Raw genomic sequence first — 26654 nt, 5'->3', positions numbered from 1 at the left:
GTTACTCATTATGTAAATGTTGATATATTTCATCTAAAGATTGGTAAACTGCATTTTCAAATTCTTTGCCAATTGAGAAATAGGGCGATAAGTACTCTTGAGTCAATAGAATACCAATTAATTTATTCTCTGGATCAGCCCAACCATGGGTATTGAATGCTCCTCCCCAACCAAAGGCTCCAATAGTTCTAGGGGATAGGTAATCATTCTTTTCTGTCTCTATGGCGAATCCACCTAATGAAAATTGAAAATCCACAGGCTGCGGTGGCATAGGTGAAATCTTCACATTATCTCTAAGTTGATTAGTTAATAACAAATCTACAGTACTTGAGGCAAGAATTCTGTTTCCATCAAGAACGCCCTTGTTTAAATACATACTGTAAAACCTACCTAAATCAATTGCTGTGGAACTTAAACCTGCACCGCCAGAGTAATAAGTTCCATTCATTTTTGGGAAATCTTTATCAACTCCTTCATACATAGGATGGTTTACTTCAACTAAATGTCCTTCTTTGTTGATTTCATATACTTCTACCAATCTGTTGTGCTTATCTTTAGAAAGATAAAACCAGGTATCCTTCATATTTAGTGGCTCAAAAAGTTCTTCTCTTAAGAATTGATTGAGTGGCTGGCCGCTCCACATTTCAATCAGGTAGCCAAGCAGATCGATATTTAAACCATACGTGAACCGTTCTTCAGGCTGGTGCATTAACGGAAGTGCAGCAAGATCTTTCATCTTTTCACCAATAGTAGGTATAGTGGTTCCGATGCCTGTTGGAATACCGGCCTGTTCATAAATCTTCCACATTGTTGGATCACTGAATATTGCCGGGTAGGCAATTCCAGAGGTATGACGTAATAAATCTCTAATGGTAATCTCTCGTTTTGCTTCAATTGTCGTATATGAACCTAGTTGGGTATTGTAAGTGTCTAGAACCCTCATATCTTTAAATTCTGGAATATATTTTGAAACAGGGTCATCCAATAGGAATTTTCCACGCTCCCAAAGAACCATTGCACCAACACTAGTTAGAGCCTTCGATTGAGATGCTATTCTGAAAATCGCATCCGATTTCATTGGAATATTTTCTTCGATATCAGCATGCCCAAAAGCCTTGTTATATATGATTGAGCCATCCTTAATAATCAGAGCTACTGCACCTGGAATATGCTCTTGTTGAATGTGTTTTTCTATTATGGCATCAATCCTAAGGATTCTTTGATTATCAAGATTATCTACTTGGTGATCTTGACCTTTAACTTGAGTTACAATAAATAATAAGGAGACAATTAAAAGTGATGTTTTTAAAAAATTCATGATTAGATATTTTTTGTTATAAAATTGATTTTACTACACCACCATCGGCTCGAAGTGATGTACCATTAATAGCTGAAGACAACGGACTGGATAGAAAGGCAACCAAGTTGGCAACTTCATTAACTTCAGCAAACCTTTGAATCAATGAAGTAGGTCGAACGTCATTGAAAAATTCTTGCTCGATTTCGTTTTTAGCTTTGTTTTCTTCTTCAGCCAGATTAGTTAAAAAATCTTCAATACCTTCTGATCTTGTTGGCCCTGGGAGAACAGAATTAACGGTCACATTTGAACCTTTTGTGAGTTCTGCTAAACCTCGGCTAACAGCTAATTGTGCTGTTTTCGTCATACCATAATGAATCATTTCTTCGGGTATATTTATGGCAGACTCGCTAGAAATGAATATTATTCTTCCCCAACCATTATCCAGCATTTTGGGTAAGTAGTGTCGTGATAATCGTATGCCACTTAGGACATTGACTTCAAAAATTTCAAACCAGTCTTGATCAGAAATATGAGGGAAAGCTTTTGGTTCAAAGAAACCAACATTGTTGATGAGTATGTCAAGTTCGGCAAACTGATCAATGATAGATGTGACCTGTTTTTGTTCACTAAAATCGGCGGCAATACCTGTAACTGTACCCCCTTTTAACTTTGAGAGTTTTTGAACAGAATTCTGGACCTTTTTCTCGGTTCGGCCATTAATTATTACATCTGCTCCTTCTTCATGTAGAACTTTAGCTATTGAAAACCCAATGCCTTGCGTTGACCCACTTACAAAAGCTTTTTTTCCTTTTAACTGTAACTCCATCCTATTTCTCTTTCTGTTTTAAATTAGCGTTTGAGTAGTCTGTATATCCTATTTCAGTACCACCGAAATATGTGTCTGGGTTGCCTTTATTTAGTGCTATTCCATACTTTAAACGAGTAGGTAAATCAGGATTAGCTATAAATGGACGACCAAAGCCGATCATGTCAGCCCATCCATCATGTATTGCTTTAACTGCTTTTTTTAGGTTGTATTTACCTGCATAAATCATCTTTCCTGAAAAAGTATTTCTGAAGGCATTTCTAAATTCAAGAGTCATCTCCGGTGCGTCATCCCAGTCAGCTTCTGCTATATGGATGTAGCCTATACCAATACTTTCTAAAATTTTTGCAGCCTCTATATAGGTCTCACGTGGGTTGTCATCAATACATCCCTGAAGAGTAGTTAGAGGTGCTAATCTAACACCGACATGATCTGGCTCAAAGACTTTGCAAACTGTTTGGGTAACTTCTTTAAGAAAGCGAAGACGGTTATGAACACTACCTCCATATTTGTCTTTTCTATTGTTAGCCTGAGAATCGATGAATTGGTTGATTAAGTAGCCATTCGCTGCATGAATTTCTACTCCATCAAATCCAGCTTCTTTGGCATTTTTGGCAGCTTTTTTGAAATCATGGATAATGTTATTTATACCTTCAAAACTTAAGGCAGACGGTTTAGAGTGTTGAATCATTTCTCCGGCACCACTTTCTGGCCCTTTATTTTCTGGATCGATATAAACTTTAACTCCATCAGCGACTAGTTCTGAAGATGAAACAGGAGCCTTATTAGCTGGTTGGAGAGATGTATGAGATACGCGACCAACATGCCATAATTGGGCAAATATAACCCCATCCTTTTTGCGAACTGCATCTGTAACCTCTTTCCAGCCCTTTACCTGTTCCGGTGAATGAATACCTGGTGTCCACGCATAACCTTTTCCTTGTTGGCTGATTTGCGTACCCTCTGAAATAATTAAACCTGCACTGGTTCTTTGTTGGTAATATTTAGCCATTAAAGAGGTTGGCACATCTCCATGACCAGCCCTGGATCTGGTCATGGGAGGCATAACAATTCTATTTTTTAAAAGATGATTTCCAAGCTTTAAATCATTAAATAAAATTTCTGAGTCCATGTGATATTTCTTTCAGTTATTAACTCTTCAAGAATCTATCACATCTAATTTGGCAGGTGTTAGTAATAAGTACAGCTGCAGTAGTAGAATCTACAGATTAGTATGATCTCTATAATCGGTGGGAGATAAACCAATTATTTTTTTAAAAACACGAGAGAAGTATGATGGTTCATCAAAGCCAAGTCGGAAAGCAATTTCTGAAATTTCAAGATCTGAGTGTTTCAAACATATAGTAGCATGATCTATGAGATATTCTGATATAAGTTGACCGGCGGTTTTACCTGTTACTTTTTTTATAGTGTCGTTTAAATAATTCTGTGATACATCCAATTCATCAGCATACTCTTTTACAGTATGCATAGTGATAGGATAGTGCTCCTTAATAGGTTCTAAATCTTTCAACAAGAGCTCTTGAAAACGATGAACTAATAAAGAACTCGAATCAACCGGTTTGTGAAGCTTGCAGTGTCCCTTCTGATACAGAGATTCAGATTTGTTTATGATCGCATGCAGCAAGCTTTGAATAACTCTATAATCAGTTGAACTGAGAAAGGTCAATTCATCCTCAATCAATGAGATGAGTTGATTTAAGTATTCAACATGTTCATCCTTTAAACATAAAATAGGCTGATTGGAGATTTTAAAAAGAGGGCTTGTTCTTAGTTTTCTAGAACTTGGTAATCCTGATTGAAAGAAATCATCTGAAAATAAGAGGCAATAGCCAATTAAATTCTCTGATATTGTTTTAGCCTTATACACGATTTGTGGATTGATAAAGATAAGAGAGGGTTGATCGAGCTTGTATTCACTTGAGCCTAATTCTAATTCCATTTCCCCTTTTTCTAACAGTATTACCAAGTAAAAGTCTATTCGATGTGAGGGAAGTGACCCGGAGAAACTTTTAAGATGAAGTAAGTCAAAATTCTTGTAATGTCCTGTACTTTTTAGTGAAGTATATCTTTCACGGAATTTTGGTAGAGTAACAAGAGGAATTTCTTTTGTGCTGTTTATGATCATGACCGGTAACCACTTTTTAACTAATAAAAATATTGAAATTTTGTCCTAATTTTGGTTGAGCATATATAATGATACACATAAATAATGCTCAATTGATTGCATAGCTAATATATATGAGATTTAACCAACTTAAATAAAGAGCAAAAATGACTATCGATAGTGTATCATCATTTATTGACTACTACCACAATATTAGAAAAAGAACTGATCGGTTACTCTCAGTTATTCAGCCTGAACATTTAGATTGGACATATAGTGAGGGTAAATTTACTATTGCTGATATTATTCGTCATATAGCAGCCATTGAAAGATATATGTATGCTGAAACGGTCATTGGAAACCCAAGTAGATATAAAGGGTGTGATAAAAAGTTAGCGGACGGTTATGAGGAGGTCATGGCGTTTTATAAAATCAGTCGTCAGGAATCATTGGAAGTATTTCAATCCTTAAATGATGAAGATTTAAAAAAGAAATGCCTCATCCCTGGAAGAACAAAGATCACAATTTGGAAGTGGTTAAGAGCAATGGTTGAGCATGAAGTTCACCATAGAGGTCAACTTTATATTTACTTGAATATGATTGGGGTTGAAACGCCACCTATGTTCGGTATGACCGAAGAGGAACTAAGAAAAGTAAATTAATAGATGATTCAATTTGAAATTACCCCTAATGACATTATTCAGGCGGATAATCGTATATCAAACTATATAGTAAAAACGCCTGTATTATATTCTCAAAATTTAAAAAAAGATTATGACCTAGATGTGAAACTTAAATTAGAGAATCAGCAAGTATCTGGGAGTTTTAAACCAAGAGGTAGCATTAATAAAATTCTCAAAACACGAAACAGTTTTAAAGATCCATCATATGTAGCGCCTACGGCTGGTGGACACGGTGTCGGACTTTCATATGCTGGAAAGGTATTAGGGGTTGATGTTGAAATTCACATGCCGAAATCTGCTGATAAAGACAGGATAAGAGATATAAAGGAAAATGGTGCTAAACTATTTTTCCATGAATCCGTTGAAGCAGCTTCAATAATTGCAAAAAGGAAAGCAAAGAAAGAAGGTAAAATATTCGTTTCTGCATATGATGATCTAGATATGATAGAGGGTGCTGGCACAATGGCCTTTGAGTCTATGGATGAATTCTCAGATATAGATTGTTTGGTTTGTGGAGTGGGGGGAGGAGGGTATATCTCAGGTATGGCAATCATCCTAAAAAGCATTAATCCTGATTTACACATAATTGGGGTTCAGCAAAACAAGGCTGCCTTTCTTAAAAGATGGTACGATACCCAAAAGTATCCAGGTGATTATAAGCTTGATTATTCAATAGCGGAAGGAATTGGGGGCTATATTGAAAAAGATTGTGTTACGTGGCCTATAGTTAATTCATTAGTTGATGAATTTATTTCCGTCTCAGAAAATGATATAAAACAAACATTACTATGGATGTTAGATCGGCATAAGGTCTACACTGAACCCAGTGGGGTTGTAGGGCTCACTGCAATTATGGCGAATAGACATTACTTCAAAAAGTTTAATCATATTTTTACTGTAATATCTGGTCAAAATATGTCATTAGACAAGTTTAAAGGCCAAATAATGAATTAAGAAAGCTGTTTTAATAAATATTATTTGACAAAATATACCAATCGGTTTATTTTATTCGCAATGAAGTACGAAAAATCAGACATAACGAAAAACAAAATCATTGAGGAATCAGCACACCTTTTTAATGTTCAAGGATATGCGCCCACTTCAATGTCTGACATAGAAAAAGCAACTGGCTTTACGAAAGGGTGTATATATGGGCATTTTAACTCAAAAGATGACATAGCGGTTGCAGCTTTTGACTACAATCGTAGAATCTTGATTGATAATATAAAAAGTCAGGTCAGAAGCACAGAAGGCAGTATTGATAAGTTAAAAGCTATTATACATAGTTATAAAAAGAACGTGAATACCCCTCAGTTTAAAGGTGGATGCCCAATTTTAAACACTGCAACAGAAAGCGATGATTCGTATGAGGTACTCCGACCAAAAGTTAAGCAAACGTTAAATATTTGGTCTGGGACAGTGGAAGAAATTATTAAGAATGGTATTGTCGCTGGGGAGATTAATGAAGATGTGCAGCCCAAAAAAATTGCCTCTTTATTTGTATCTATTTATGAAGGTAGTATAATGTTAATGAAGATGTATAAAGATGCCCAGCATATGAACTATGCTTTTGAACAACTAGAGAATTTGATTGATGAAATTTCTAAGAAGTAGACTTGTGGTTTTTTTTAACTCAAAATATACCAATCGGTATATTTTTATTACCCTTGCAACTCTTTTGTTGTCTTTCAGGGCCAATGCACAATCGAGTGAATTAGATCGATATATATCCATTGCATTAGAAAACAATAAAGGTCTCATAGAGCAACAGCTAAATGTGAAAATAGCAGATAAGAATTCAGAGATAGCACGCTCGTATTTTCTACCCAATATTTCTTTACAAGCCTCATATGACATAGCTGAAGGTGGCCGAACCATAGATGTACCAGTCGGAGATCTATTAAACCCTTTATATGGCTCTGTTAACGACCTGCTTGGTGAAAATCGTTTTCCGACAAATCTTGAAAATGTTAGCACTCCGATATTATTGGATGACTTTCAGGAGACGAAGCTCAGGGTGATTCAACCACTTTTCAATACCGATATTTTTTATTCCTACAAAGCACAAAGGTCTTTACAAGATGTCCAGGATATAAAGAAAGAGGCTTTTAAGAACGAGCTGATAAAAGAAGTCAAAATTGGGTATTACAATTATTTAAGTGCGGTTAAAGCAGTAGAAATACACCAAAGCACAAAGAACCAATTAGAAGAAGTATTAGAGTACAATAAATCACTATTTAAAAATGGTGAAATAACGAAAGATGTCCTAAGTCAGACAGAGCTCGAACTAAGTAATACAGAAAGTGAAATACTGAGCTTTAAAAACAAGAAGTCTAAAGCTAAATATTATTTCAATATACTTCTCAATCGCCCATTAGGTACAGATATAATACAATCAGAAGAAACCCTGAGTATGTTTATAGCTGAAGGTGAAGATTATTCAGTGAATTCAGCTCTACGAAACCGAAGTGATCTTCAAGCATTGCGAAAAGGCAGTCAAGCTTTGGAGTATACTCTTCAGCGAGAAAAATATGGCAGGCTTCCAGAAATATTTGTCTCAGCAGATGTTGGTTATCAAGGGGTAGGCTACAATTTTTCAGATCAAGAATTCATGTTGATTAGGTTTGGTCTTAAATGGGAGCTATTCAATGCTTTGAAACATACCAAAGAAATTCAAAAAGCACGTCTTAAGCTACAAAAGAATGAGAATAAAATTCAAACACTTCAAGACCAGATTGAATTACAAGTCATGAACTCAAAAGAAGCAGTAAGTCATGCTCGTGCAATGCTAGGTACAAGAAAGTTAGGAGAGAAAAGTGCATACGAACGATTTAATATTGTGAAAAATAGATATGAGCAGGGGGAGGTAATTTTTCTAGAGTATCTGGAAGCGCAAAAGGATTTGCAAAGATCAAAACTCAAAAAGCTAATAGCGCAATATGATCTGTTAAAGGAAATAGCACGACTAGATTCAATAGTTGAAAACATTAAATAGGATATAAATATGAAACGATTTAAAGTCTTGAAATTTGCAATACTTCTGATGTTCATCCTCATTTATGGGTGTAGTTCAAAGACAGACGATTCAAGCAAGCAAAAGGATAATGTGTTGACAAAACAAGCCTATGCTGTTGAGTTAATACACTCTCAAGAACCAATTCTAATCAAAAGAACTGGAAATGTCGCTTATGGAAAGTCGATGAGCTTATCGTTTAAAACACCGGGTTTTGTAAAAATTTTGCACAAACAAATTGGGTCACAAATAAAAAAAGGTGAGGTACTTGCGGAAATAAATCTAAAAGAGATTGAAGCAAAGAAAAATGTGGCTGAATATGCACTTGAAAAGGCAGAACGTGATTTTGAAAGGGTCAAAACGTTATATAGTGATTCTAGTGCAACACTAACACAGGTTGAAGACTTAAAAACTAAAGTAGAAATAGCAGCTAATGAGCTTCAAATAGCAAAATTTAACTATGACCAATCCACTATAACTTCACCAATAGATGGGAAAATTACTCGCAAATTCGTAGAAGAGGGTGAGCTAATTCAACCTGGTATACCTGTTTATTCGATTAGTAGTAGTCAAGACCTCATTTTTAGGACTTCCGTGACTGATCAGGAAGTTAGCCTAATAAGTCTAGGTGATAGCGCGAGTGTTTCGCTAGCCTCATATCCCGGTCAAAAGGTAAAAGCGATTGTAAGCCAAATAGCGGAGACCCCAAATCCAAATGCAGGGACATATGAAATAGAACTTCAGTTAAGACAACCTTTTACGTCCATAAAGGAAGGGATGTTTGGATCGGTAGTAATTTACCCTTCTAATGCAGCTAATTATGTAAGTATTCCTATAGAATCTATCGTTGAGCCCAAAGATGAGGATATCATTATTTATGGAATAACTGATCAGTCAGAAAGAGTGGAAGAGAGACATGTCAGACCAAAATATATTTTAAATGATCAACTGATTGTTGATGCAAAAGAGTTAACTGGTTTAAAAAAAGTATTTACTAGAGGAAGTAAATTTTTGAAAAGTGGTGATATTGTTAAGGTCTTAGAGGAGTGATATGAAACTACCAAGAATTGCTATTGAAAATTACCGCTTTGTTTTTGTTCTCGTTCTATTAGCCATGTTAGTCGGGGTTTATTCTTTTTTTACTATGCCTCGTTCTGAAGACCCTGAACTCTCTTTACCAAACTACACCATTACAGTCGTACTCCCTGGAACAGGGCCAGAAGACATGGAAGAATTAGTGGTAGATCCTATTGAAGAAGGTGTAGATAAAATAGAAAACGTTGCAGAAATCTATACTGAGATAACTGATGGGTTGGCCATCATTCAGGTGGAAGGTGAATTTGGAATAGACTATGACGAACAATATGATGACATAAGCAGTGAAATAAATGCTATTCGTCAAGAATTACCAAGTGGGATACAAAGGTTGTCTGTTGAGCAGTATAAACCTGAAGATAGAACTGTAATTATGCAGTTGGCATTAGTTTCGAACTCGGCGACCTTCATTGATTTAAAGGATGTAGCGGATAATATCCAGGACCAGTTAGAAGAGATAAAAGGTGTTCAGTCTACAGAAATTGTAGCTATACCCAGAGAAGAAATAAGGGTAGAGGTAAATTTCGAAAGGCTTAATGATTATGGTGTATCACTCGATCAGCTTATAAGTGGAATCAGGGATGAAAATCAAAATATACCCGGTGGTTCAATAAATGTTCAGGATAAGTATTTCACGATTAAAACAAGTGGCAGCTTTGAGTCACTACAGGACATAAAAAACATGCCAATTGGTATTGGTAGATCAATTATTCGTTTAAGCGATGTAGCTAAAATAAATATTGATCACCAAGATGAAAGGTGGCTTGCAAGAGTCAATGGTAATCGGGCTATTTACTTAGCGGTTAAAAGAGGTGCTGATGAAAATTTGATTGATATTTCTGAAAAAGTATCTCAAAAACTTACTTCAATTAAAGAGAATATAAGGTCTGACATTCAGTTAGATGTTGTCTTTGAACAGGCTCCGGCGGTTAAGGATAGAATCAATGGTTTCTTTTTTAATCTCTTACAAGGGGTCTTACTTGTAGGCCTTATGATTTTTTTATTCCTAGGAATGAGGTCCTCAGCAGTCGTCATGATCATCATTCCAATAGCGATGATTATAACGATTGGTGTGCTTAATCAAATTGGTTATGGGCTTCAACAAATCTCTATTGCATCACTAGTTATTGCACTTGGTCTACTTGTTGATAATGGGATCGTAGTCATCGAAAACATCGTAAGATTTAAGAAGGAAGGCTATTCAATACTTGAGTCTGCAATAAAGGGTACATCAGAAGTTAGTTACGCTATAATTAGCTCTACTGTGACAACAGTATTGGCATTTGCCCCCCTTGCTTTCCTTCAAAGCGGACCGGGAGAATTTCTACGGTCATTGCCGATAACTGTGATAATTACGCTAATTGTATCTCTGATCTTGGCACTTTGCTTAACACCAATAGTAGCGAATATTTTTATTCAGAAGATCAATGATAAAAACTCATCAACAGTTGATAAATATCTGATGGTAATTATAAATAGAGTTTACGAACCTATTCTAAAGTTTGCGCTGAGTAAAAGCATTTATGTGGTAATTGGTGCTTTGATATTATTTGGTGGGTCTTTAGCATTATTTCCCTCTATTGGTGTTAGTTTTTTTCCGACTGCAGATAAACCTATGCTTCTTATAAATGTTGATACACCTGAAGGATCTAATATTTACAGAACCGATCATGCAGTAAGATTTATAGAGTCAGTATTAGATTCTACAGATTACGTTGAGAAATATATTTCAAACTCAGGCCATGGAAACCCTCAAGTATACTACAATAGAATTCCTGAAAAGTATAAGCCTAACCATGGTCAGGTTTTAGTTAACTTTAAAACATGGGATCCGAAAAAGTTTTATTCAACTTTAGAACAATTAAGAGAAGATTTTTCGGAATATGTAGGGGGCCAAATATCCTTTCGTGAATTAAAAAATGGTGCACCTTTTAATGCCCCTATAGAAATTCGAATAAGAGGCCAGAAGCTTAACACTCTTAAGTCATTATCTCAGAATGTTGAAAAGGTAATAAGGGATCAAGAGGGAACAAAAGATGTAGATAATCCTCTTGCAATATCAAAAACTGATTTAAAAGTTGAGATAAATAAAGAGAAAGCCGCTCTATATAATGTGTCAATCGGAGCAATTGATAGAGCAGTAAAAGCAGGAATATCTGGGCTTACGATAGATCAAACTACACTTAATGACGGAGAAGAATACCCAATTGTGGTTCGTCTACCTGTAGGGCAATCACCATCAATTGATGATTTCGATAATATTACTGTTACTTCAAAGCTCAATGAAGCCATTCCTATTAAACAACTCATTCGGCTTAAATTTGAGCAGTCCATACCTCAACTTTTACATTACGACTTAACAAGAACGACAGCTGTTACAGCCAATGTTATAAATCCAGATAAAACGACTGAAGTCACGGAATCCATAATTGAAGAGTTGGATAGGCTAAATTGGCCAAGGGGATATGATTACTATGTTGCCGGAGAGTATGAGTCACAGCAAGAGTCCTTTGGTGATTTAGGATCATTGTTAATCATAGCTCTGATTGGGATTTTCGCTGTATTGGTACTACAATTCAAATCATTTCTTCAACCCCTTATAATCTTCTCTGCAATACCGTTGGCAGTGACTGGTTCTTTCATAGCATTATTTATTACAAATTGGTCCTTTTCATTTTTCGCATTTGTTGGGTTCATAAGTCTTGTAGGTATTGTCGTAAATAATTCAATCATCCTTGTTGACTATGCTAATACTCTCATCCAAGAGATCGGTGATTTCGATGTTGGTCTTATTAAAGCGTGTAAGACTAGGTTTACACCTATTGTGCTTACAACAGCCACTACTATCGTCGGTTTAATTCCCCTCACTTTATCAAATACTAGCCTTTGGTCACCATTAGGGTGGACAATTATTGGTGGAATGGTCTCATCAACATTATTAACCCTCGTAATAGTACCCATACTTTACACCTGGTTTACGAGAAAAGAAGAGGTCATATAATGATTAAAATAATTAGCAGAATAATAAAAATGATATATGCCTTATCACCAAAGTTCGGGACATACTCGTCATTTTTACTTTTTAATTATCCAATCAATAAAACAGTTAGAAACAGAGAAAAAAGAGTACTAGAATCTGCTAATACCACATCAGTAAGCCTTGATGATAAATTGATTAAGGTTTACTGGTGGGGTAATGGGGATAAGAATGCATTATTAATACATGGTTGGGAGTCAAATGCCGGGGGACTAGGTGGATTTGTAGAACCATTACTAAAAAGGGGATACCAAATACTGTCTTTTGATGGGCCTGCACATGGGAAAAGTGAGGGATGGCTGACTAACATAATTGAATTTTCAAATGTAATAAAAGAAATCATTGAGCTCGATCAACCTGATACAATAATTACTCATTCCTTTGGTAGTGCTGCTTTGATATATGCACTTCATCAGAACGACCATCTAAAAGTTAAGAACCTGATTCTGGTAACTTCTCCTAATAGATTTGAAGACGTCCTAAAAGGCTTTACAACTTTATTGAATTTTGATCAAAAGATGGAAGACGATTTTATGAAATATATCTCTAAAAAATTCCAGAAAAACATTTCTGAACTTGAAATTAGCAATCTGATAAAAAAAACCTCGATTGAACGAATTTTGCTCGTACATGATATCGATGATAGAGTTTTGAGTTATAAAGGAGCAAAAAAAATTGCAGGCAATTCAAAGAATGTAGAGCTGTTTAGTGTAAAAAATAAAGGTCACTACAGAATACTATGGGACGAAGATGTTATACAAACATGCATGAATTTTTTAATGTGTGAAATTCCGGTAGAGTCTTCACAAACTTCGTCTTTGAACTAAATAATTCGTCTACTTATAAAATGAACGAATAAGAGCTTTGGTATATGATAAAAGTGTTACAAGAAAGACCCGAGCATATTGATACTATCTCAAGTTTAACTATTAAGGCATTTCCAAGTAATGCTGAAGCCAATTTGATTGATAAGCTTAGAGAAAAGCTCACAAACTTTTACTCATTTGTAGCTATTAAAGATGGAGAAGTTATTGGTCACATTTTATTTACTCCAGTTTATCTTGACGGTCCGGAAAATAATATTTCAATCTTTGGTTTAGGTCCGATGGCCGTTTTACCGAAATACCAAAAAAGTGGGGTAGGATCAAAGTTAGTTAGAAGAAGTTTGAAATTTCTAAAGAAGCAAGAGATTGATGCAGTGGTTGTACTAGGGCATAAAGAGTATTATTCCAAATTTGGCTTTGAGTCATCTGCCAAATATGGAGTTAAGTCTGAATTTGATGTTCCAGACGATGTATTCATGATAAAGTTCCTAAACAGAGATTTTAAAAGCATTCTAAAGGGGACTATTAAGTACGATGAACTATTTAGTAAGGTCTAAAATGCATTTTAAAGTACTAGCTATACTGCTCATAATAATTTCAGGTCTATCATTAAATGTACTAGGTCAAAATATGGAAGGGAATAGTCAAATAAATTCAAAGGTACTTATTCTACATGGTTATGGGGCAAGTTCAAATGATCATTGGTTCCAATGGTTAAAGGAAGAGCTTCGTATGAGAAATTTTGAAGCAAGCATAGTGGAATTCCCAAACTCTTCTAATCCAGATCCTGCTGAATGGTTGAAAACTCTTGACGAAGAGATCAAAAATTATGATAAAAATGTCTACATAATAGCCCATAGCCTTGGTTGTGTAACAGTGTTACAACATCTACAAAAGGGGAGAGTAGAGAATAATGATATTGAATTGGGCGGGCTGATTTTAGTTTCTGGTTTTCTAGAACCACTTCCTAAGCTTCCTGAACTGAATACTTTTTTAACCCCTGAAATAAAAACTGATAGTCTGCAAAAAATCACGGAGTCAGTGGTAGTAATTGGAGCTAAGAATGATCCAATAGTACCATATGATCATATCGAAAACTTAGCCCATAGATTAAATGCAAAAATGATTGAGCTTGAAACCGGGGGGCATTTCTTGAAATCAGATGGGTATAGAGAATTCCCGAAAGTTCTATCTGAGGTGGAAAAAATCACAACAAAAAATTGAAATGAAAGGTTGATGACATGATTCAAGTGCAGCAAAATATAAGAGATATAGAAGATCTTAAATTAGTGGAAACTGAAGTTTCAGATCCAGCTAGAAATGAAGTTCAGGTAAACATTAAAGCGGCCTCGCTAAACTACCTAGATCTGATACTTGTAAATGGTTCATTTGGACCAGAACTGCCAAATCCATATGTGCCACTTTCTGATGGAGCAGGAGTAGTAACAAAGGTTGGGGAAGGTGTGAAGGAGTGGAACATAGGAGATAAGGTCTATATTCATTATGTAAGAGATTGGATTAATGGGCCTATTACTCCACAAACATCCAAAATTCGTGTAGGACTTCAAACTCAAGGCATATTATCAGAGTTCGTGAATGTACCTCAACATGGATTAGTCAAAGCCCCAGAGAATTTAAGTTTTGAAGAAGCCTCAACGCTTCCTATAGCCGGAGTAACAGCCTGGTCGGGATTATTTGAAACAGGCAATCTTCAAGCTGGTCAAACTGTATTAACTCAAGGGACTGGGGGGGTATCAATTTTTGCCCTTCAATTTGCAAAAGCAGCCGGCGCTAAAGTTATAGCTACAACATCCACTAAAGAAAAGATGGACTTTCTCAGTAATCTTGGCGCTGATGAGGTTATTAATTACAAAGAAAACCCTGATTGGTCCAAAAGTGTAAAGGAGTTAACAGATGGAATTGGTGTAGATATAACATTAGATATTGCAGGAGATGCAACCATTCGAAAATCTTTAGAAGCCATTAAAATGAATGGGATAGTTGGTACTGTAGGTTTTATAACAGGGTCAAAGATTACTATTGATGTGGTCGAACACTTAGACCTTAGAATGGCAAAACTAATGGGCATTTCTACAGGTAGTAAAGCCTCTTCTGAGAGTATGGTACAGGCAATAGAGGTAAATGAAATTAAACCGAAAGTCGATAAAATATTTGGTTTCTCAGAAGTTAAAAGTGCATTTAGGTATCTAGAAAGTGGTAGTCATATTGGCAAAGTTGTAATTAAACTCTAAGCATTACACTATGGAAATCCGATACCTAAAGCTTGTAAAGGCAATAGTAGAAGAAGGAAGTTTAACGAAAGCATCAGAAAAGCTGTTTCTGACTCAATCTGCACTGAGCCATCAATTAAAAGAGGTTGAAACTCAATTAGAAACAGATTTATTCTATCGTATAAACAGAAAACTTGTTTTAACGGAAGCTGGAAAAAAAGTTTATCAATCTGCCAAAGATATTACGAATAAAGTTGATGTCCTGAAGAAGACTATTGACGAGCTAAATCATGGGGTGACTGGTACATTAAGAGTCTGTACAGAATGCTATACAAGTTATTATTGGTTACCACCGGTTTTAAAAAAGTTCAACGAAAAGTATCCAAGAGTATCAATAGATATTAAAGTAGAGGGAACACACCATGCCATAGAACTCTTGTTAGATGGTGAACTAGAAATTGCTTTTACAAATACCAAAAAGCACGAAAATATCCTTGAATATAAGCCTCTATTTGAAGATGAGATGGTTGCTGTTGTATCAACTGATCATTTATGGGCAGAAAAGAAGTATGTAGATGCTGAAGATTTTAAGTCTGAGAATCTCATTATTCATTCCAGGCCACTTGAGAGTGTAATTGTTTATGAAAACTTACTTAAACCTAACAATATTGAACCGGAGAGTTTAACCGTCTTACCATTAACAGAAGCCTCAATTCAGCTAGTGAAAGCAAATATGGGGGTAATTGTGCTACCGTCGTGGACTTTAATGCCATATTTAGATGATTCAATTACAACACTCCGAGTTACCAAGAAAGGACTACACAGAACACACTATGCAGCATATTTAAAACAAAGCCGTCCTCCGTTTTTAGAACAATTTTTAAACTTCATGAAACAGAATATTCAGTATGAAAAAGCATTACCAGATTAGAACAATAAGAAGAGATGAGCTTGATCGCCTAACTAAGCTATGTGAATTACATGCAGAATATGAAAAGGCAGAGTATTTCAGTGAAGGAAAAGCTAATAAACTTGAAGAAGCTATTTTTGGGAAGAATAAGAAAATAGAATGCTGGGTCATTACTAAGGCAAACTATTTTATTGGCTATGTAACTTTAATACCCCAATTTTCTACTTGGGATGCCGAAAATTACCTATACCTTGACTGTTTATTTATTAAAGAAGGGCATAGAGGGCAAGGTATTGGTGCAAAAGTCATGAAAAAAATACATAATTTTGCTTCTTCAAATGGTTATAGTCAAGTTCAATGGCAAACCCCATCATTCAATGAAGGTGCAATTAAGTTTTACAATAGAGAGGGAGCGATTGGTAAACAAAAGGTTAGATTTACTTTGAATATTTCGGAAAATTAGATTTTTGAATCACAAATAATGGCTCATTTTAAACCATGAAAGTTGGAATAGCACAATTAAAATCATTTCCAGGTGATATTGAGTTAAATCTGGAAAATCATCTACGGTTTATAAATGAACAATTTGCTAGAAATTCTGATCTCTTGCTATTTCCAGAACTTTCAATAACTGGTTATGAACCAAAATTAGCAGAAAGTTTAGCATTTGAAATAAATGATAAGCGTTTGATGAAGCTTGGAGCAGCTAGTAGAGAAAAAAATATGACAATAGGCATAGGTTTACCTCTACGTCAAAAAGAAGGAATTACTATCTCCATTCTGCTATTTTATCCAAATGGCGAAAGAAAGGTCTATTCTAAAAGATACTTACACCCGGACGAAGAGCATTATTTTATTGCCGTAAAAGATGATTCATTACCTATAATACCAGAATTTCCAATATCGGTAGGAATCTGCTATGAGATTTTTATTGATGAACACATTGAAGCTGCAAATCAAAACGAAATGATATACATGGCAAGCGTTGCTAAATTCGGACACAATATTAATAAAGCCCTAAAGCGATTGAAAGACGTTTCATTTAAATTTGGTTCTACTGTATTAATGTCCAATGCTGTTGGAGAGGCCGACGGTTTACAATGTGCTGGTCAGTCTACTGCTTGGCAAAAAGGAAAGGTAATTTTCCAAATGCCAAGAAATAAAGAAGGTATTATCATATTTGATACAGAGACTGGAATCGTGACAAACAGGATTTTGTAAGGATACTAAGCTATCTCAAAGGTGATTTACTTTTCTGTCGTTGTATCTGAAAAAAATCCAAACTCCAAGTATTACATCAACATATAAACAAAATATGGGCCACCAAGAAGGGACTGTATTATAGTTAAAGATGTGTGGATGAATAAAATCATACAAGCCATGTACTATAAGAAGTATGGCTACCATTCTTAATGAGTTTACAGAGCCATATAAAGCCCCTGTAATAAACATTGTAGCTACTACTGCTTCTGCAATTATAACGTCTACATTAGAACTCATGACTGCAAAGAGTATATAGACAAGTGCTATAACTATTAGAATCGTTGGGAAATAACTACGGTCCTTTTCAAATCGAAAGATTTTAGCTTTTCCAATACCAATGATAAACGTTGTTGTTATAACTGCGCAGATGAATTCAATCATGCTCTTTTATATGTCCGTTTCAAATTCATTTTTTTTAATTAACCTATTCTTAAAATCATCATCTACAGGATTTTGAACTTTATTAAAGTGAGTCCAGCCCTCGTTGTGAACTGGAAAAATTCTTTCCGGACTTAAATCCGTTATGAAGTGCTTTAAATCAGTTTCATTCATAGTGTATCTTAGATTACCTGATAGATATTTAAACTGAGCTTTACCCAAATGAGGGATAAACAATTTTGTATCTCCTAAGTCATTAACTTGCTTGGCAATCTCAGACTTATAAATAGTATCGCCTGAAATATAGATTAGATTATTAGAATTAGTTTTCCTTATGATAAACCCTATTACCGGTCCTGCAAAGTAGTGGACTGGAAAGACTCCATGTTGAGCTTCAATGGCAATAATTTCTAATTCATTTTTTCTCTTTTTATATATAAAACTCTCCCCAGGATCCAAGCCTATGCCTCGCTTGAGTTTTATTGAGGAATGATAAGTAGTAATTATTTGATTTACGTTGTTTAATAGCTTTAGTCCAGTCCGGTCTAAATTATCTTTATGATGGGCATGACTAATTAGGGCAAGATCTATATGTTTTAATTGATCTTCGAATCGTGGTATTGAGTTCTTTTTAGAAAAGGCCAAAAAACCATGATGGTATAAATTTCCTGGTTTATCGAGATTGGGATCTGTAATAATTTTAATTGAGCCAATTTCTATGAGTATCGTAGCAACACCGATATACCAAACTTTTATTCTCATGTAATTTATTGATAGCTCCAATCTGGTTTTCCACCTTGTTTATTGGAAGTAATGTTTTTCCCAACAACAAGAAGTTCAACGTCCTGGTCAGCTACTGGACTGTGTTCAACTCCTTTCGGTACAACTAACATATCACCCTTTTCAAGTAAAACATCATCATAATCTTCTTTAAACCGGATTGTAATAGCACCCTTTAGAACAATAAATACTTCATCCTGATCTTCATGCTTATGCCAATTTATTTCACCAATACCTTTAGCAACTTTAAACATACTCCCATTAGCTTTCCCTAAGACTTTTTGAGACCAGTATTCATCAATACTATCAAGAGTTTTGTAAAGGTTTATTTTTTTCATGATGCTAATTCCACTAATAATTAAATAAAAAAGGGTTCAATAATTTTCGTTCGGGGTACAAATAGGTAGGGCGAAAACTAAAGAACCCTTTCGTTGGGTTTTAAGTACTATTTCTACACTCTTAACAATAACAACCTACGACAGGATTATTTTTTTCAGCGTTAAGTTCGCCTTCAGTCTGATACCCATCTTTTTTCCACCATTCTAGGCCACCAATTAGTTCCTTTACATCAAAACCAAGTTTCGCAAGTTTCAAAGCACCCTTCGTAGAGGCATTACAACCTATGCCATCACAATAGGTGATGTAGGTTTTTGATTTATCAAGCTTGGAAGTTGTTTCCTCATTCATAGTCCTGTGCGGAAAACTAATGGCACTAGGAATATGCTCTATGTCATATCCATCTTTACTTCTTGCATCAATCACTACAAGATTATGATCTGTTTTGTTTAAATATTCATATAGATCTGCAGGGTCCATCTCAAAAGAGAGTTTGTCTTCATAGTGCTGTATTTGTGTATTCATGCTCGTATCCTCTAATTATGTTATTAACTCACAAAAAGTATAGCGAGCGTGAGAGCTTAAATAAAATGAGATTTATTCATGCACTTGATTAGTATTCTGATAATGATTCTTTAGGCCTTAAGGATATATTATAAAGTATAAGGATTTCGTCTTTTTGATTTAGTGATCGTCCTATATGAATAAAGCTTTATACTACATTTATGGAAGAACAAATCTGGAATACATACCGGTATAAAATACTCAATTACATTAATGCAAGAGTATCAGATGAAGAGCTAGCAAAGGATCTAACACAAGATATTTTTATAAAAGTCTTGGATAACTCCTCTAAGTTAGAGGAAATTGAAAATCTTGATAGTTGGATATTTACCATTGCAAGGAACAGGTTAATAGATCATACAAGAAAAAAGAAAGAGCTTTCGCTTGGTGAAAAAGAAATTCAGAGCTCAAATAATGAAATTGACCAAATTACCCAATTGGTTAACGGAATAAGTGACTGTTTAGTAGAGTTTATTGAAGAATATGATGCAGTTGATAACCAACTGTTATTGGAAATATTTTCAGGTGAGACCTCCCAGAAAGAGGCTGCAGAAAAACTTGACATACCTTATAGTACTCTAAAATCAAGGGTCCAAAAAGCACGGGAAGTAATATTTAACCGGTTTGTTGAAGAGTGCTGCAGATTAATCTATGATAAAGAAGGAAACATTATTAATTGTGAGCCTGTGAAGTTAAGTGGTAAATCAGAAAACTGTTAGTCTAACACATCAGTTGCTTATTAGCTTTACCCCAACAATCCCAATTAATGGAACTATTAACAAAATAAATAATACAGACGTACCCGATTGATAATTTGTCCACAATATTGATAACAAAAGAGGCGAAGTAGCTTTAACAAAACCTGAAATACCTGATAAAAATCCATTTATACGGGTATAGTAATCTAAAGAAAATAAATCCGCTGCCGCTGTTCCCTTTATAATTGACATAATACCTTTAGCAGACCCATATAAAAATGCAAACAGTAAAAGGGCAAAGAAGTTTTTACTAAATAAGAGTATTAGTATGGAGAGCAAAAAAAAGATATTAATAACTATTCCAATGTCTCTATTGTTTTCTTTAGTCTCGAAAATAATAAATACGACTCTACCAACGACCTGCATTACTCCAATTAAGGCCATCGTATAAATTACATTGTTTTTATCTACTCCAAAGTCTAATAACAATGGAAACAACAGAAATGAAAAGCCAGATGTTAACAAAGCATAAGCGGAAAACCAGATTAGTAAGCCTAAGAAAGATTGATCTTTTAGTAGGTTTCTCACTCTTTTGGAGTGTAGCTTTTGAGACGAATCAAGTTTTTTAAAGTTTGCCTTTGATTTGGGCAGAAATATAAAATGAAGAGGAAAATTTACAGCAAGGTTGAGAAGAAAAAGTAACCAGATAGTCTCTTCATAGCTTGATTTATCAATACTGAATTGGACAATCGGTATAAATATCGTACTTGCCAATCCTCCAACAATGGTTAATAGATTAATCCCTTTTTTATAGTTCTCAAATTGTGTTGTTAAAACTGCAAAAGAAGACTCATAAAGCACCATTGACATCGAGATACCTATGAGCATCCAGGCAGTCAAAAATACAGCGTATGAGTATGGGGTTAAGCCCCAGATTAGAAGGCCAAAGGATGCGATAAGGGATCCTGTGCTCATTACAAATCTTGCACCCTTCGTATGGAGCATATTACCAACGAAGGGTGCACATATAGCCCAAGTTATCAAAGAGACTGTAACAGCTGCATTAATAGCTGAATAACTCCACCCCAATTTCTCATGAATAGGTGTTACAAATATGCTAAATGAGTAGTAGAGTGTGCCCCATCCAACCAGCTGAGTCAGACCCAATACTGTGAGTATTTTTTTCAATGAATTAGATACCCTTAAATAACTACCATCAGGACTTAGCCACAGCAAGCAGGGCTAGCTTGAACTAAGGTTGTTTTCCTGTTTGGGGTACAACAAGAACTTGATACATCTTCTTGTGAATTAGCAGGCGCACAACATTCAGCTCCGTTTAGAGATAAATTACTACTGCAAACACCAGTTTCAGGTAAATCTAACTCAATTCTATTAGCAGCTTCCAAATCACCATCAAGATAGGCTACAATCGATCTGACTTGTTCATAGCCCGTAGCCATTAGGAAAGTTGGTGCACGGCCATAGCTTTTCATTCCGGCAATAAAGAAATTCTCGTCATCATGTTTTAGTTCTTCAACCCCATGAGGTGGTACCGTACCACAACTATGAATATTAGGATCAATCATCGAAGCGATATCAGCGACAGATTCAAGAGATGAATCAATGTTTACACGAACCTCTCTAAGCATTTCTAGGTCAGGTCGAAATCCAGTTGTTGCTATAATCTCATCTACTTCTATGTGATGATTTTGACCATTTTTAAATCCATGGACTTTTAATTTGCTATCGCCTGAAGACTCCATAGAAACTTTATTTATAAGAAAAGGCGTGACCAATTCAAGACGGTTATATTCAACCGCTTTTTTAGCTTTCATTCCAATTTCACCTCTAGCAGGTAAAGCATCATCCTTACCACCACCAAAAACATTACCAAGATCAGTTTTTCTCATCACCCATTTCATATTTGTCGTTTGAGATGTTTCTTGTAATTCAAGAAGATCAATAATGACCTGCATTGCTGAGTGACCACTTCCAACTACAGCAATTGTTTTATCTTCAAATTTCGCCCGATCTTTATTAAGAACATTGGGAATTCCATATGTTATTTTATTTGAATGCTCCTCTTCACCGGCAGCTTTAATTCCACCTGAACCAATTGGGTTTGGAGTGAACCAGGTTCCGGATGTATCAATAACTGCGGAGGCTTGTATGAATTCCGTATCTGACCCACGGTCAATTTTTAATACATATGGAAGTTTTTCTCTGCCAAACGTCCTTATTTTATCAGTATTAAGGCGTGTAACAGCTGTGACTTTACTACCGTACTTTATAAAATCTTTTAGGACAGTATTTTTTGAAAGTGGTGTTATATAGTCCTCAAGAAACTCTTTCCCGGTCGGAAGCTTCTCGGGTTCTGGCTCGATCCACGATGAAGCTTTTAAAAGTTCAACTGCTGCCTTATCCATATTATACTTCCAAGGGGAAAATAATCTCACATGTTCCCATTGACGAATAGCATAACCAGCCTCATCCCCGGCTTCTAAGATAATAGGTGTTTTACCTCTCTTTATGATATATGATGCAGCTGCTAGGCCTACTGGGCCTGCGCCAATTATCGCGATGGGTAGGTTTTCTTCAACAGTCATATTTAAATACCTCTTTATAGTTTTGTCTTTGACTTCTACTATAAAGACGTATAGGTGAATGCAAAAGACGAAATTCTAGCTAAGTTTTTCTCTACTCCAGTCTGCCATTGTTTCCAAGACAGGGACAAAAGAAGAACCAAGATCAGATAACTTGTAAGTAACTTTTGGAGGTTTTTCATACTCAACTTGACGTAGTACAAATCCAGATTTCTCCAATTGAGTCAGTTGTTGAGATAAAACTTTTTCTGATACCCCCTCAATCTCTTTATTTATTTCATTATATCTCAAAGCCCCATTACGTAGCACCCACAAGATAATGGGCTTCCACTTTCCCCCAATTATATCAACTGATTTTGTAATCGGGCATTCAGATGCTTCTTTGTATTTGCCGTCCATAATATTCTAATCTTTGTAAAAGAGAGGCTTGCTCTCCTGAAAGCCTTTTTCTAACCAAATGGTAAGTTTCTTTCTATACTGTAAGTTATTGTTAATGAATAATTTAATTTTGAGATTCGAGATGAATTAATAACTCAAATACTTCATGATGAATTACCCAAATATAGCAATTACAGCTGCAACCGGCACTCTTGGAACAAAAGTGCAAAATAGACTTTATGACAATGGTGTGCCTTTTGTTGCTATAAGTAGAAATAAACCAGAAAATATTCAGAAGGACAATTTTAGATCTGCCGATTTCTTAGATCTTCAAAAATTAAAGATGGCTTTAGAGGGTGTAGATACGGTCTTCTTTAATGTTCCTTTATCTCCGGATATGGAACAAATGACCGAAAATTTTGTGAAAGCAGCCTTAGATGTTGGGGTGAAACGTATTATAAAGCTTTCCGTTCTTAATGCGGACTCCAAAAGTGAGGTCAATTTGTGGAAATGGCATGGTATTTCTGAAGATCTTATCGTGGAATCAGGTATAGAGCATCTTTTTTTAAGATCGGCCAATTTCATGCAAAATTTTCAAAATTTCTACGGTGAGACGATCCGCCACGATGGTGCCTTTTATCTACCCCATGGAAATGCTAAAGTAAACCTAATTGATGTCGAAGATTTAGCTGAGGTTGTATCTTTTCTTTTAACAAAAAAGTCCTTCGATACAGATATGTATCAGTTGACAGGGCATAGCTACACAAAAAATGAAATAGCTTCAATATTTACCAATGTCTTAGGTAAAGAGATATTTTACGTTGATGTTCCGGAAGATGTAGCAGAAGAATCTATGCTTGATTCTGGTATGCCTGAATGGATGGTTGAGGTTTTTATGCAGTTTAATAAGAAATGTAAAGAGGGTAAGGTCGATATAAATACCGATCATGTCATGAAAATTCTTGGTCGAGGTCCCCATTATTTCAACACATATATCAAAAATAACTCAAATCACTTTATACCAGAAGAGTAGTCAAGGTTATACAAGCTAAATTACGTATCCCCACTTTTCCGCACGGGTTTGTGCAAAGTGGGTGATTCCCCTCATAATTTAGACCTTGACTCATGAACCATTATTGTACCCCAAATAGGTGGGTGCCAGTGACGTGGCTCCCACCTTTTTTAATTTGGATAATGGTTGTTATGCTGCCTTGGCAAGATACCTTTCAACAGATTCTCCCACCTGATCATCATAATCTACTACACCTTGGTGTCCCTCAGATGATTTTGAGGGTCGATCAAGATTAGGTATAACTATTAGCTTACCATCTAATGCATCAGCCCAGCAATAAAGATTAAATGAAGTTGGTGTTCTCATTCCACACTCCCACTTACTTACCAAGCGATCGGCTACACCAATTCTATGATTTAATTCTTCTTGTGTCATACCCTTTCTATGTCGGAGCTTTATTAAATCACCTACAACATCCATAAGGAAGTCATCTCTAGTTTTTGTTTTATATACTACTTCAGGGTTTTTCATCTCTCTTCTCCTTGTTTAGTTAATTCTCGATGTCCCAATGCAACCTTTGTACTTGTTCTTAATTTATTCTACGCACATTCAGTACAGGTCCTTAATGTATTTACATAACATTACTTGGTAGAATTTGAGAGAATTATACATGGAATATACTCCGAGTCCAGTATTTATGGGAACTGTAGCGTTTTTAGGGATAAAAATTGCAATTCATTTGTCATAATAAGGTACTATTAACCCATTGATTTAAAAGGAAAAGAGGTCACTTGTGCAGTGCAATAGAAGTTTTAAGACTTTAAGGTCATATTCTGTGTAAAATCGGACACAAAATCCTGCGAATCCTCAAATTAAAGTAGTTTCTCGTACAAGAATAGAGACCGACCATTTAGTGATGATTCGCCGAATCGCTTGTAACTGCTGGCTTCATATACAGCTTGAGCTCTCGTATTGGAAGAGAAAACATCAAGCTAAATTCGATTCCGTTGCAACTGCTTTTGTCAAATTCTATCCACTCTCCTCAAAACAAGTTTCCCGATACATTGATTTTGTAGATCAATAACTATCCGTCTGAATTCTACACTGATTTGATCCCCATCCTTAATGAGCAATATGAAACCAATAAACTTATCTTTATAGTAAATAGATTTATAAACTGACTTAGATGAATCTAGAAGTTTTAAATGCTCTCCTGGCTCATTCTGAATAATAAATTCTGGGGAGTACTTATTTTCCAAATCATAGATTTTACCTATCTCATCCCTTACTGTATCAATAAGTTTAAGATCAGTAGAGTCAATCATAGTTATTTACTTTTGACCACAAGGCGGATTGTGCTGATCCCGGATTTCAGCCTCTATCAATAAGCGATCTTTTTGAGTGTATTGTTTGCTTGGGGTGCTCAAAACACAAACCCATAATGTGTGGTCACAGTTTTTAGCCCAGCAATCTCTTCGATCATGGTTTTCTATTCTATCACCGAGTTCACCGGTTTCTCCAACATCAACTATAAACCATTTACCTTGATTGTCGACACATATGATTACATATATGGCAGCAATATTATTAAATGTAGTTCCTTCAAGTTTATAAGCATTAAAAGTTCTTTCGTTAATCGTAACTGTAGGTGTTTCTGCCATAATTATTTATTTAGAGTTATGAGTAGTTATGAATGTTGAAATATCTTCAATAAGCTTTTGACTCTGGCTCAAAAGTGCTGTCATCTGGAAAAAGCCATGGATCACACCGGGATAAATCTTAGTTTCCACAGGTAATGATTTAACTTTAAATTTTTCACCATACGCCAGAGCTTCATCAATTAATGGATCATGGGATGCCGAAGCAATGAAAGTTGGCGGCATATCACTTCGTAATTTTGGTGTAAAAAAAGGCGATACTTTAGGATCTTTCAAGTTAGAATTCTTTTCCAGGTATTGAGAAAAATACCACTCAATTTTTTCTTTCGTAAATCCAAATCCTTTCCCATAAATGCTAATTGAGTCATGAGACAATGTAGCATCAAGCATTGGGTAAATGAGTGTCTGACTGTTGATTTTCTCTATATAATCAGAGGTTAATTCATTTAGGATAATAGCAACAATATTGCCACCCGAGCTATCACCGGCAATCGATAATTTAGTTTCCGAAGCACCAATAAGGGACGGATTATCGAGTATCTTTTTAGTTATTTCAATGCAATGATCATGAGCTGTTGGAAATTTATTTTCCGGCGCTAAAGGATAATTAATCACACAAATTTGGAATCCTGATTGCTTTGAAAGTAATGAAAGCGGTGATGCGTAGTTTTTAGCATCAATAACAAATCCACCACCGGGCATATACAACAAAGTTGATAGTGGTGGGGCGATGTGGCTTGGTCGATATAGAGTAAGTGAAGGTTTAAAGCCAGGTATTGTCACTTCAAATTGTATAACATCTGGGATCTCACTTTGCCGGATTTGAAGTTCTTTAATTTGATCATCATAAAGCCGAATACTATTTACATCAAAACCGGTACTATTATTGTTCGTAGTGTTTATCAAATACCTTAATTTTTCGTCAATCTCTTCCATA

At 35.5% G+C, this 26654-nt stretch carries 30 protein-coding genes; 15 read left to right on the top strand and 15 right to left on the bottom strand.

The window, feature by feature from the left end:
• Window position 1: 1 nt before the first annotated feature.
• From RIB15_RS08670 to RIB15_RS08655, 4 genes are all read right to left on the bottom strand, one after another.
• The gene (locus tag RIB15_RS08670; RefSeq protein ID WP_350201751.1) at window positions 2-1318 is read right to left on the bottom strand and encodes a serine hydrolase domain-containing protein; all 1317 of its coding nucleotides are present in this window, start codon (window positions 1316-1318) and stop codon (window positions 2-4) included.
• Between the two features lie 16 nt (window positions 1319-1334).
• Entirely contained in the window at window positions 1335-2126 is a 792-nt protein-coding gene (locus RIB15_RS08665) for an SDR family NAD(P)-dependent oxidoreductase (protein WP_350201750.1), read from the bottom strand.
• A 1-nt stretch (window position 2127) separates the two neighbouring features.
• Entirely contained in the window at window positions 2128-3246 is a 1119-nt protein-coding gene (locus RIB15_RS08660) for an alkene reductase (RefSeq protein ID WP_350202053.1), read from the bottom strand.
• A gap of 102 nt (window positions 3247-3348) precedes the next feature.
• The gene (locus RIB15_RS08655) at window positions 3349-4275 is read right to left on the bottom strand and encodes an AraC family transcriptional regulator (RefSeq protein WP_350201749.1); all 927 of its coding nucleotides are present in this window, start codon (window positions 4273-4275) and stop codon (window positions 3349-3351) included.
• Between the two features lie 146 nt (window positions 4276-4421).
• On the opposite strand from RIB15_RS08655, the gene RIB15_RS08650 reads away from it, so the two are divergent.
• Genes RIB15_RS08650 through RIB15_RS08590 form a run of 13 tightly spaced genes read left to right on the top strand, consistent with a single transcriptional unit; the run spans window position 4422 to window position 17268 of the window.
• Complete coding sequence (locus RIB15_RS08650) at window positions 4422-4916, top strand: DinB family protein (RefSeq protein ID WP_350201748.1); 495 nt, start codon at window positions 4422-4424, stop codon at window positions 4914-4916.
• Between the two features lie 3 nt (window positions 4917-4919).
• Complete coding sequence (locus RIB15_RS08645; protein ID WP_350201747.1) at window positions 4920-5891, top strand: threonine ammonia-lyase; 972 nt, start codon at window positions 4920-4922, stop codon at window positions 5889-5891.
• 60 nt (window positions 5892-5951) lie between these two features.
• Window positions 5952-6551, top strand: coding sequence for a TetR/AcrR family transcriptional regulator (locus RIB15_RS08640; RefSeq protein WP_350201746.1), 600 nt, complete (start codon window positions 5952-5954; stop codon window positions 6549-6551).
• Window positions 6532-7932: a TolC family protein gene (locus RIB15_RS08635; protein WP_350201745.1), complete on the top strand. Its 1401-nt coding sequence runs from the start codon at window positions 6532-6534 to the stop codon at window positions 7930-7932. Before RIB15_RS08640 ends, RIB15_RS08635 begins: the two co-directional genes overlap by 20 nt.
• A gap of 9 nt (window positions 7933-7941) precedes the next feature.
• Entirely contained in the window at window positions 7942-9000 is a 1059-nt protein-coding gene (locus tag RIB15_RS08630) for an efflux RND transporter periplasmic adaptor subunit (RefSeq protein ID WP_350201744.1), read from the top strand.
• 1 nt (window position 9001) lies between these two features.
• Window positions 9002-12046 carry an efflux RND transporter permease subunit gene (locus tag RIB15_RS08625; protein WP_350201743.1) on the top strand — a complete coding sequence of 1015 codons (3045 nt, stop codon included), beginning with the start codon at window positions 9002-9004 and terminating at the stop codon, window positions 12044-12046.
• Window positions 12046-12909 carry an alpha/beta hydrolase gene (locus RIB15_RS08620; RefSeq protein WP_350201742.1) on the top strand — a complete coding sequence of 288 codons (864 nt, stop codon included), beginning with the start codon at window positions 12046-12048 and terminating at the stop codon, window positions 12907-12909. The genes RIB15_RS08625 and RIB15_RS08620 overlap by 1 nt, the downstream gene beginning before the upstream one ends.
• Before the next feature lie 44 nt (window positions 12910-12953).
• Complete coding sequence (locus RIB15_RS08615) at window positions 12954-13463, top strand: GNAT family N-acetyltransferase (protein WP_350201741.1); 510 nt, start codon at window positions 12954-12956, stop codon at window positions 13461-13463.
• A gap of 1 nt (window position 13464) precedes the next feature.
• Window positions 13465-14130: an RBBP9/YdeN family alpha/beta hydrolase gene (locus RIB15_RS08610; protein ID WP_350201740.1), complete on the top strand. Its 666-nt coding sequence runs from the start codon at window positions 13465-13467 to the stop codon at window positions 14128-14130.
• 17 nt (window positions 14131-14147) lie between these two features.
• On the top strand, window positions 14148-15158 hold the full coding sequence (locus tag RIB15_RS08605; RefSeq protein WP_350201739.1) for a zinc-dependent alcohol dehydrogenase family protein: 1011 nt from the start codon (window positions 14148-14150) through the stop codon (window positions 15156-15158).
• Window positions 15159-15168: 10 nt separating this feature from the next.
• Entirely contained in the window at window positions 15169-16068 is a 900-nt protein-coding gene (locus RIB15_RS08600; protein ID WP_350201738.1) for a LysR family transcriptional regulator, read from the top strand.
• Window positions 16046-16510 carry a GNAT family N-acetyltransferase gene (locus tag RIB15_RS08595; protein WP_350201737.1) on the top strand — a complete coding sequence of 155 codons (465 nt, stop codon included), beginning with the start codon at window positions 16046-16048 and terminating at the stop codon, window positions 16508-16510. The genes RIB15_RS08600 and RIB15_RS08595 overlap by 23 nt, the downstream gene beginning before the upstream one ends.
• A gap of 35 nt (window positions 16511-16545) precedes the next feature.
• Entirely contained in the window at window positions 16546-17268 is a 723-nt protein-coding gene (locus RIB15_RS08590) for a carbon-nitrogen hydrolase family protein (protein ID WP_350201736.1), read from the top strand.
• Window positions 17269-17283: 15 nt separating this feature from the next.
• On the opposite strand, the gene RIB15_RS08585 is transcribed toward RIB15_RS08590, so the two are convergent.
• The 4 genes from RIB15_RS08585 to RIB15_RS08570 all read right to left on the bottom strand — a co-directional run bounded on the left by RIB15_RS08585 (window position 17284) and on the right by RIB15_RS08570 (window position 19329).
• Entirely contained in the window at window positions 17284-17691 is a 408-nt protein-coding gene (locus tag RIB15_RS08585; protein ID WP_350201735.1) for a hypothetical protein, read from the bottom strand.
• A gap of 6 nt (window positions 17692-17697) precedes the next feature.
• On the bottom strand, window positions 17698-18450 hold the full coding sequence (locus RIB15_RS08580) for an MBL fold metallo-hydrolase (protein ID WP_350201734.1): 753 nt from the start codon (window positions 18448-18450) through the stop codon (window positions 17698-17700).
• A 5-nt stretch (window positions 18451-18455) separates the two neighbouring features.
• Window positions 18456-18806 (bottom strand): cupin domain-containing protein, encoded by a 351-nt coding sequence (locus RIB15_RS08575; protein WP_350201733.1) that lies wholly within the window; start codon window positions 18804-18806, stop codon window positions 18456-18458.
• Between the two features lie 121 nt (window positions 18807-18927).
• The gene (locus RIB15_RS08570; protein ID WP_350201732.1) at window positions 18928-19329 is read right to left on the bottom strand and encodes a rhodanese-like domain-containing protein; all 402 of its coding nucleotides are present in this window, start codon (window positions 19327-19329) and stop codon (window positions 18928-18930) included.
• A gap of 200 nt (window positions 19330-19529) precedes the next feature.
• Here RIB15_RS08570 and RIB15_RS08565 point away from each other — a divergent pair, with 200 nt between their 5' ends.
• Window positions 19530-20087 carry a sigma-70 family RNA polymerase sigma factor gene (locus RIB15_RS08565; RefSeq protein WP_350201731.1) on the top strand — a complete coding sequence of 186 codons (558 nt, stop codon included), beginning with the start codon at window positions 19530-19532 and terminating at the stop codon, window positions 20085-20087.
• A gap of 9 nt (window positions 20088-20096) precedes the next feature.
• Here RIB15_RS08565 and RIB15_RS08560 read toward each other — a convergent pair whose 3' ends face one another.
• The 3 genes from RIB15_RS08560 to RIB15_RS08550 all read right to left on the bottom strand — a co-directional run bounded on the left by RIB15_RS08560 (window position 20097) and on the right by RIB15_RS08550 (window position 23068).
• The gene (locus RIB15_RS08560; protein WP_350201730.1) at window positions 20097-21254 is read right to left on the bottom strand and encodes an MFS transporter; all 1158 of its coding nucleotides are present in this window, start codon (window positions 21252-21254) and stop codon (window positions 20097-20099) included.
• 35 nt (window positions 21255-21289) lie between these two features.
• Window positions 21290-22672: an NAD(P)-binding domain-containing protein gene (locus RIB15_RS08555; protein WP_350201729.1), complete on the bottom strand. Its 1383-nt coding sequence runs from the start codon at window positions 22670-22672 to the stop codon at window positions 21290-21292.
• Window positions 22673-22747: 75 nt separating this feature from the next.
• Window positions 22748-23068 carry a winged helix-turn-helix transcriptional regulator gene (locus tag RIB15_RS08550; protein ID WP_350201728.1) on the bottom strand — a complete coding sequence of 107 codons (321 nt, stop codon included), beginning with the start codon at window positions 23066-23068 and terminating at the stop codon, window positions 22748-22750.
• A 148-nt stretch (window positions 23069-23216) separates the two neighbouring features.
• Between RIB15_RS08550 and RIB15_RS08545 the strand changes: the two genes are divergently transcribed.
• Window positions 23217-24080, top strand: a complete 864-nt coding sequence (locus RIB15_RS08545) for an NmrA family NAD(P)-binding protein (protein ID WP_350201727.1) — start codon at window positions 23217-23219, stop codon at window positions 24078-24080.
• 168 nt (window positions 24081-24248) lie between these two features.
• On the opposite strand, the gene RIB15_RS08540 is transcribed toward RIB15_RS08545, so the two are convergent.
• From RIB15_RS08540 to RIB15_RS08525, 4 genes are all read right to left on the bottom strand, one after another.
• The gene (locus RIB15_RS08540; RefSeq protein ID WP_350201726.1) at window positions 24249-24590 is read right to left on the bottom strand and encodes a helix-turn-helix domain-containing protein; all 342 of its coding nucleotides are present in this window, start codon (window positions 24588-24590) and stop codon (window positions 24249-24251) included.
• A gap of 491 nt (window positions 24591-25081) precedes the next feature.
• Complete coding sequence (locus RIB15_RS08535; protein WP_350201725.1) at window positions 25082-25384, bottom strand: hypothetical protein; 303 nt, start codon at window positions 25382-25384, stop codon at window positions 25082-25084.
• A gap of 6 nt (window positions 25385-25390) precedes the next feature.
• Window positions 25391-25720, bottom strand: a complete 330-nt coding sequence (locus tag RIB15_RS08530) for a hypothetical protein (protein ID WP_350201724.1) — start codon at window positions 25718-25720, stop codon at window positions 25391-25393.
• Between the two features lie 6 nt (window positions 25721-25726).
• Complete coding sequence (locus RIB15_RS08525) at window positions 25727-26653, bottom strand: alpha/beta hydrolase (RefSeq protein WP_350201723.1); 927 nt, start codon at window positions 26651-26653, stop codon at window positions 25727-25729.
• Between the last annotated feature and the right edge of the window lies 1 nt (window position 26654).

Origin of the sequence: Gracilimonas sp. (assembly GCF_040218225.1) — a bacterium.
Taxonomy (GTDB): Bacteria; Bacteroidota; Rhodothermia; order Balneolales; family Balneolaceae; genus Gracilimonas.
Note: the sequence above shows the minus strand (reverse complement) of the source record. Positions and strands in the feature narration are given on the sequence as shown.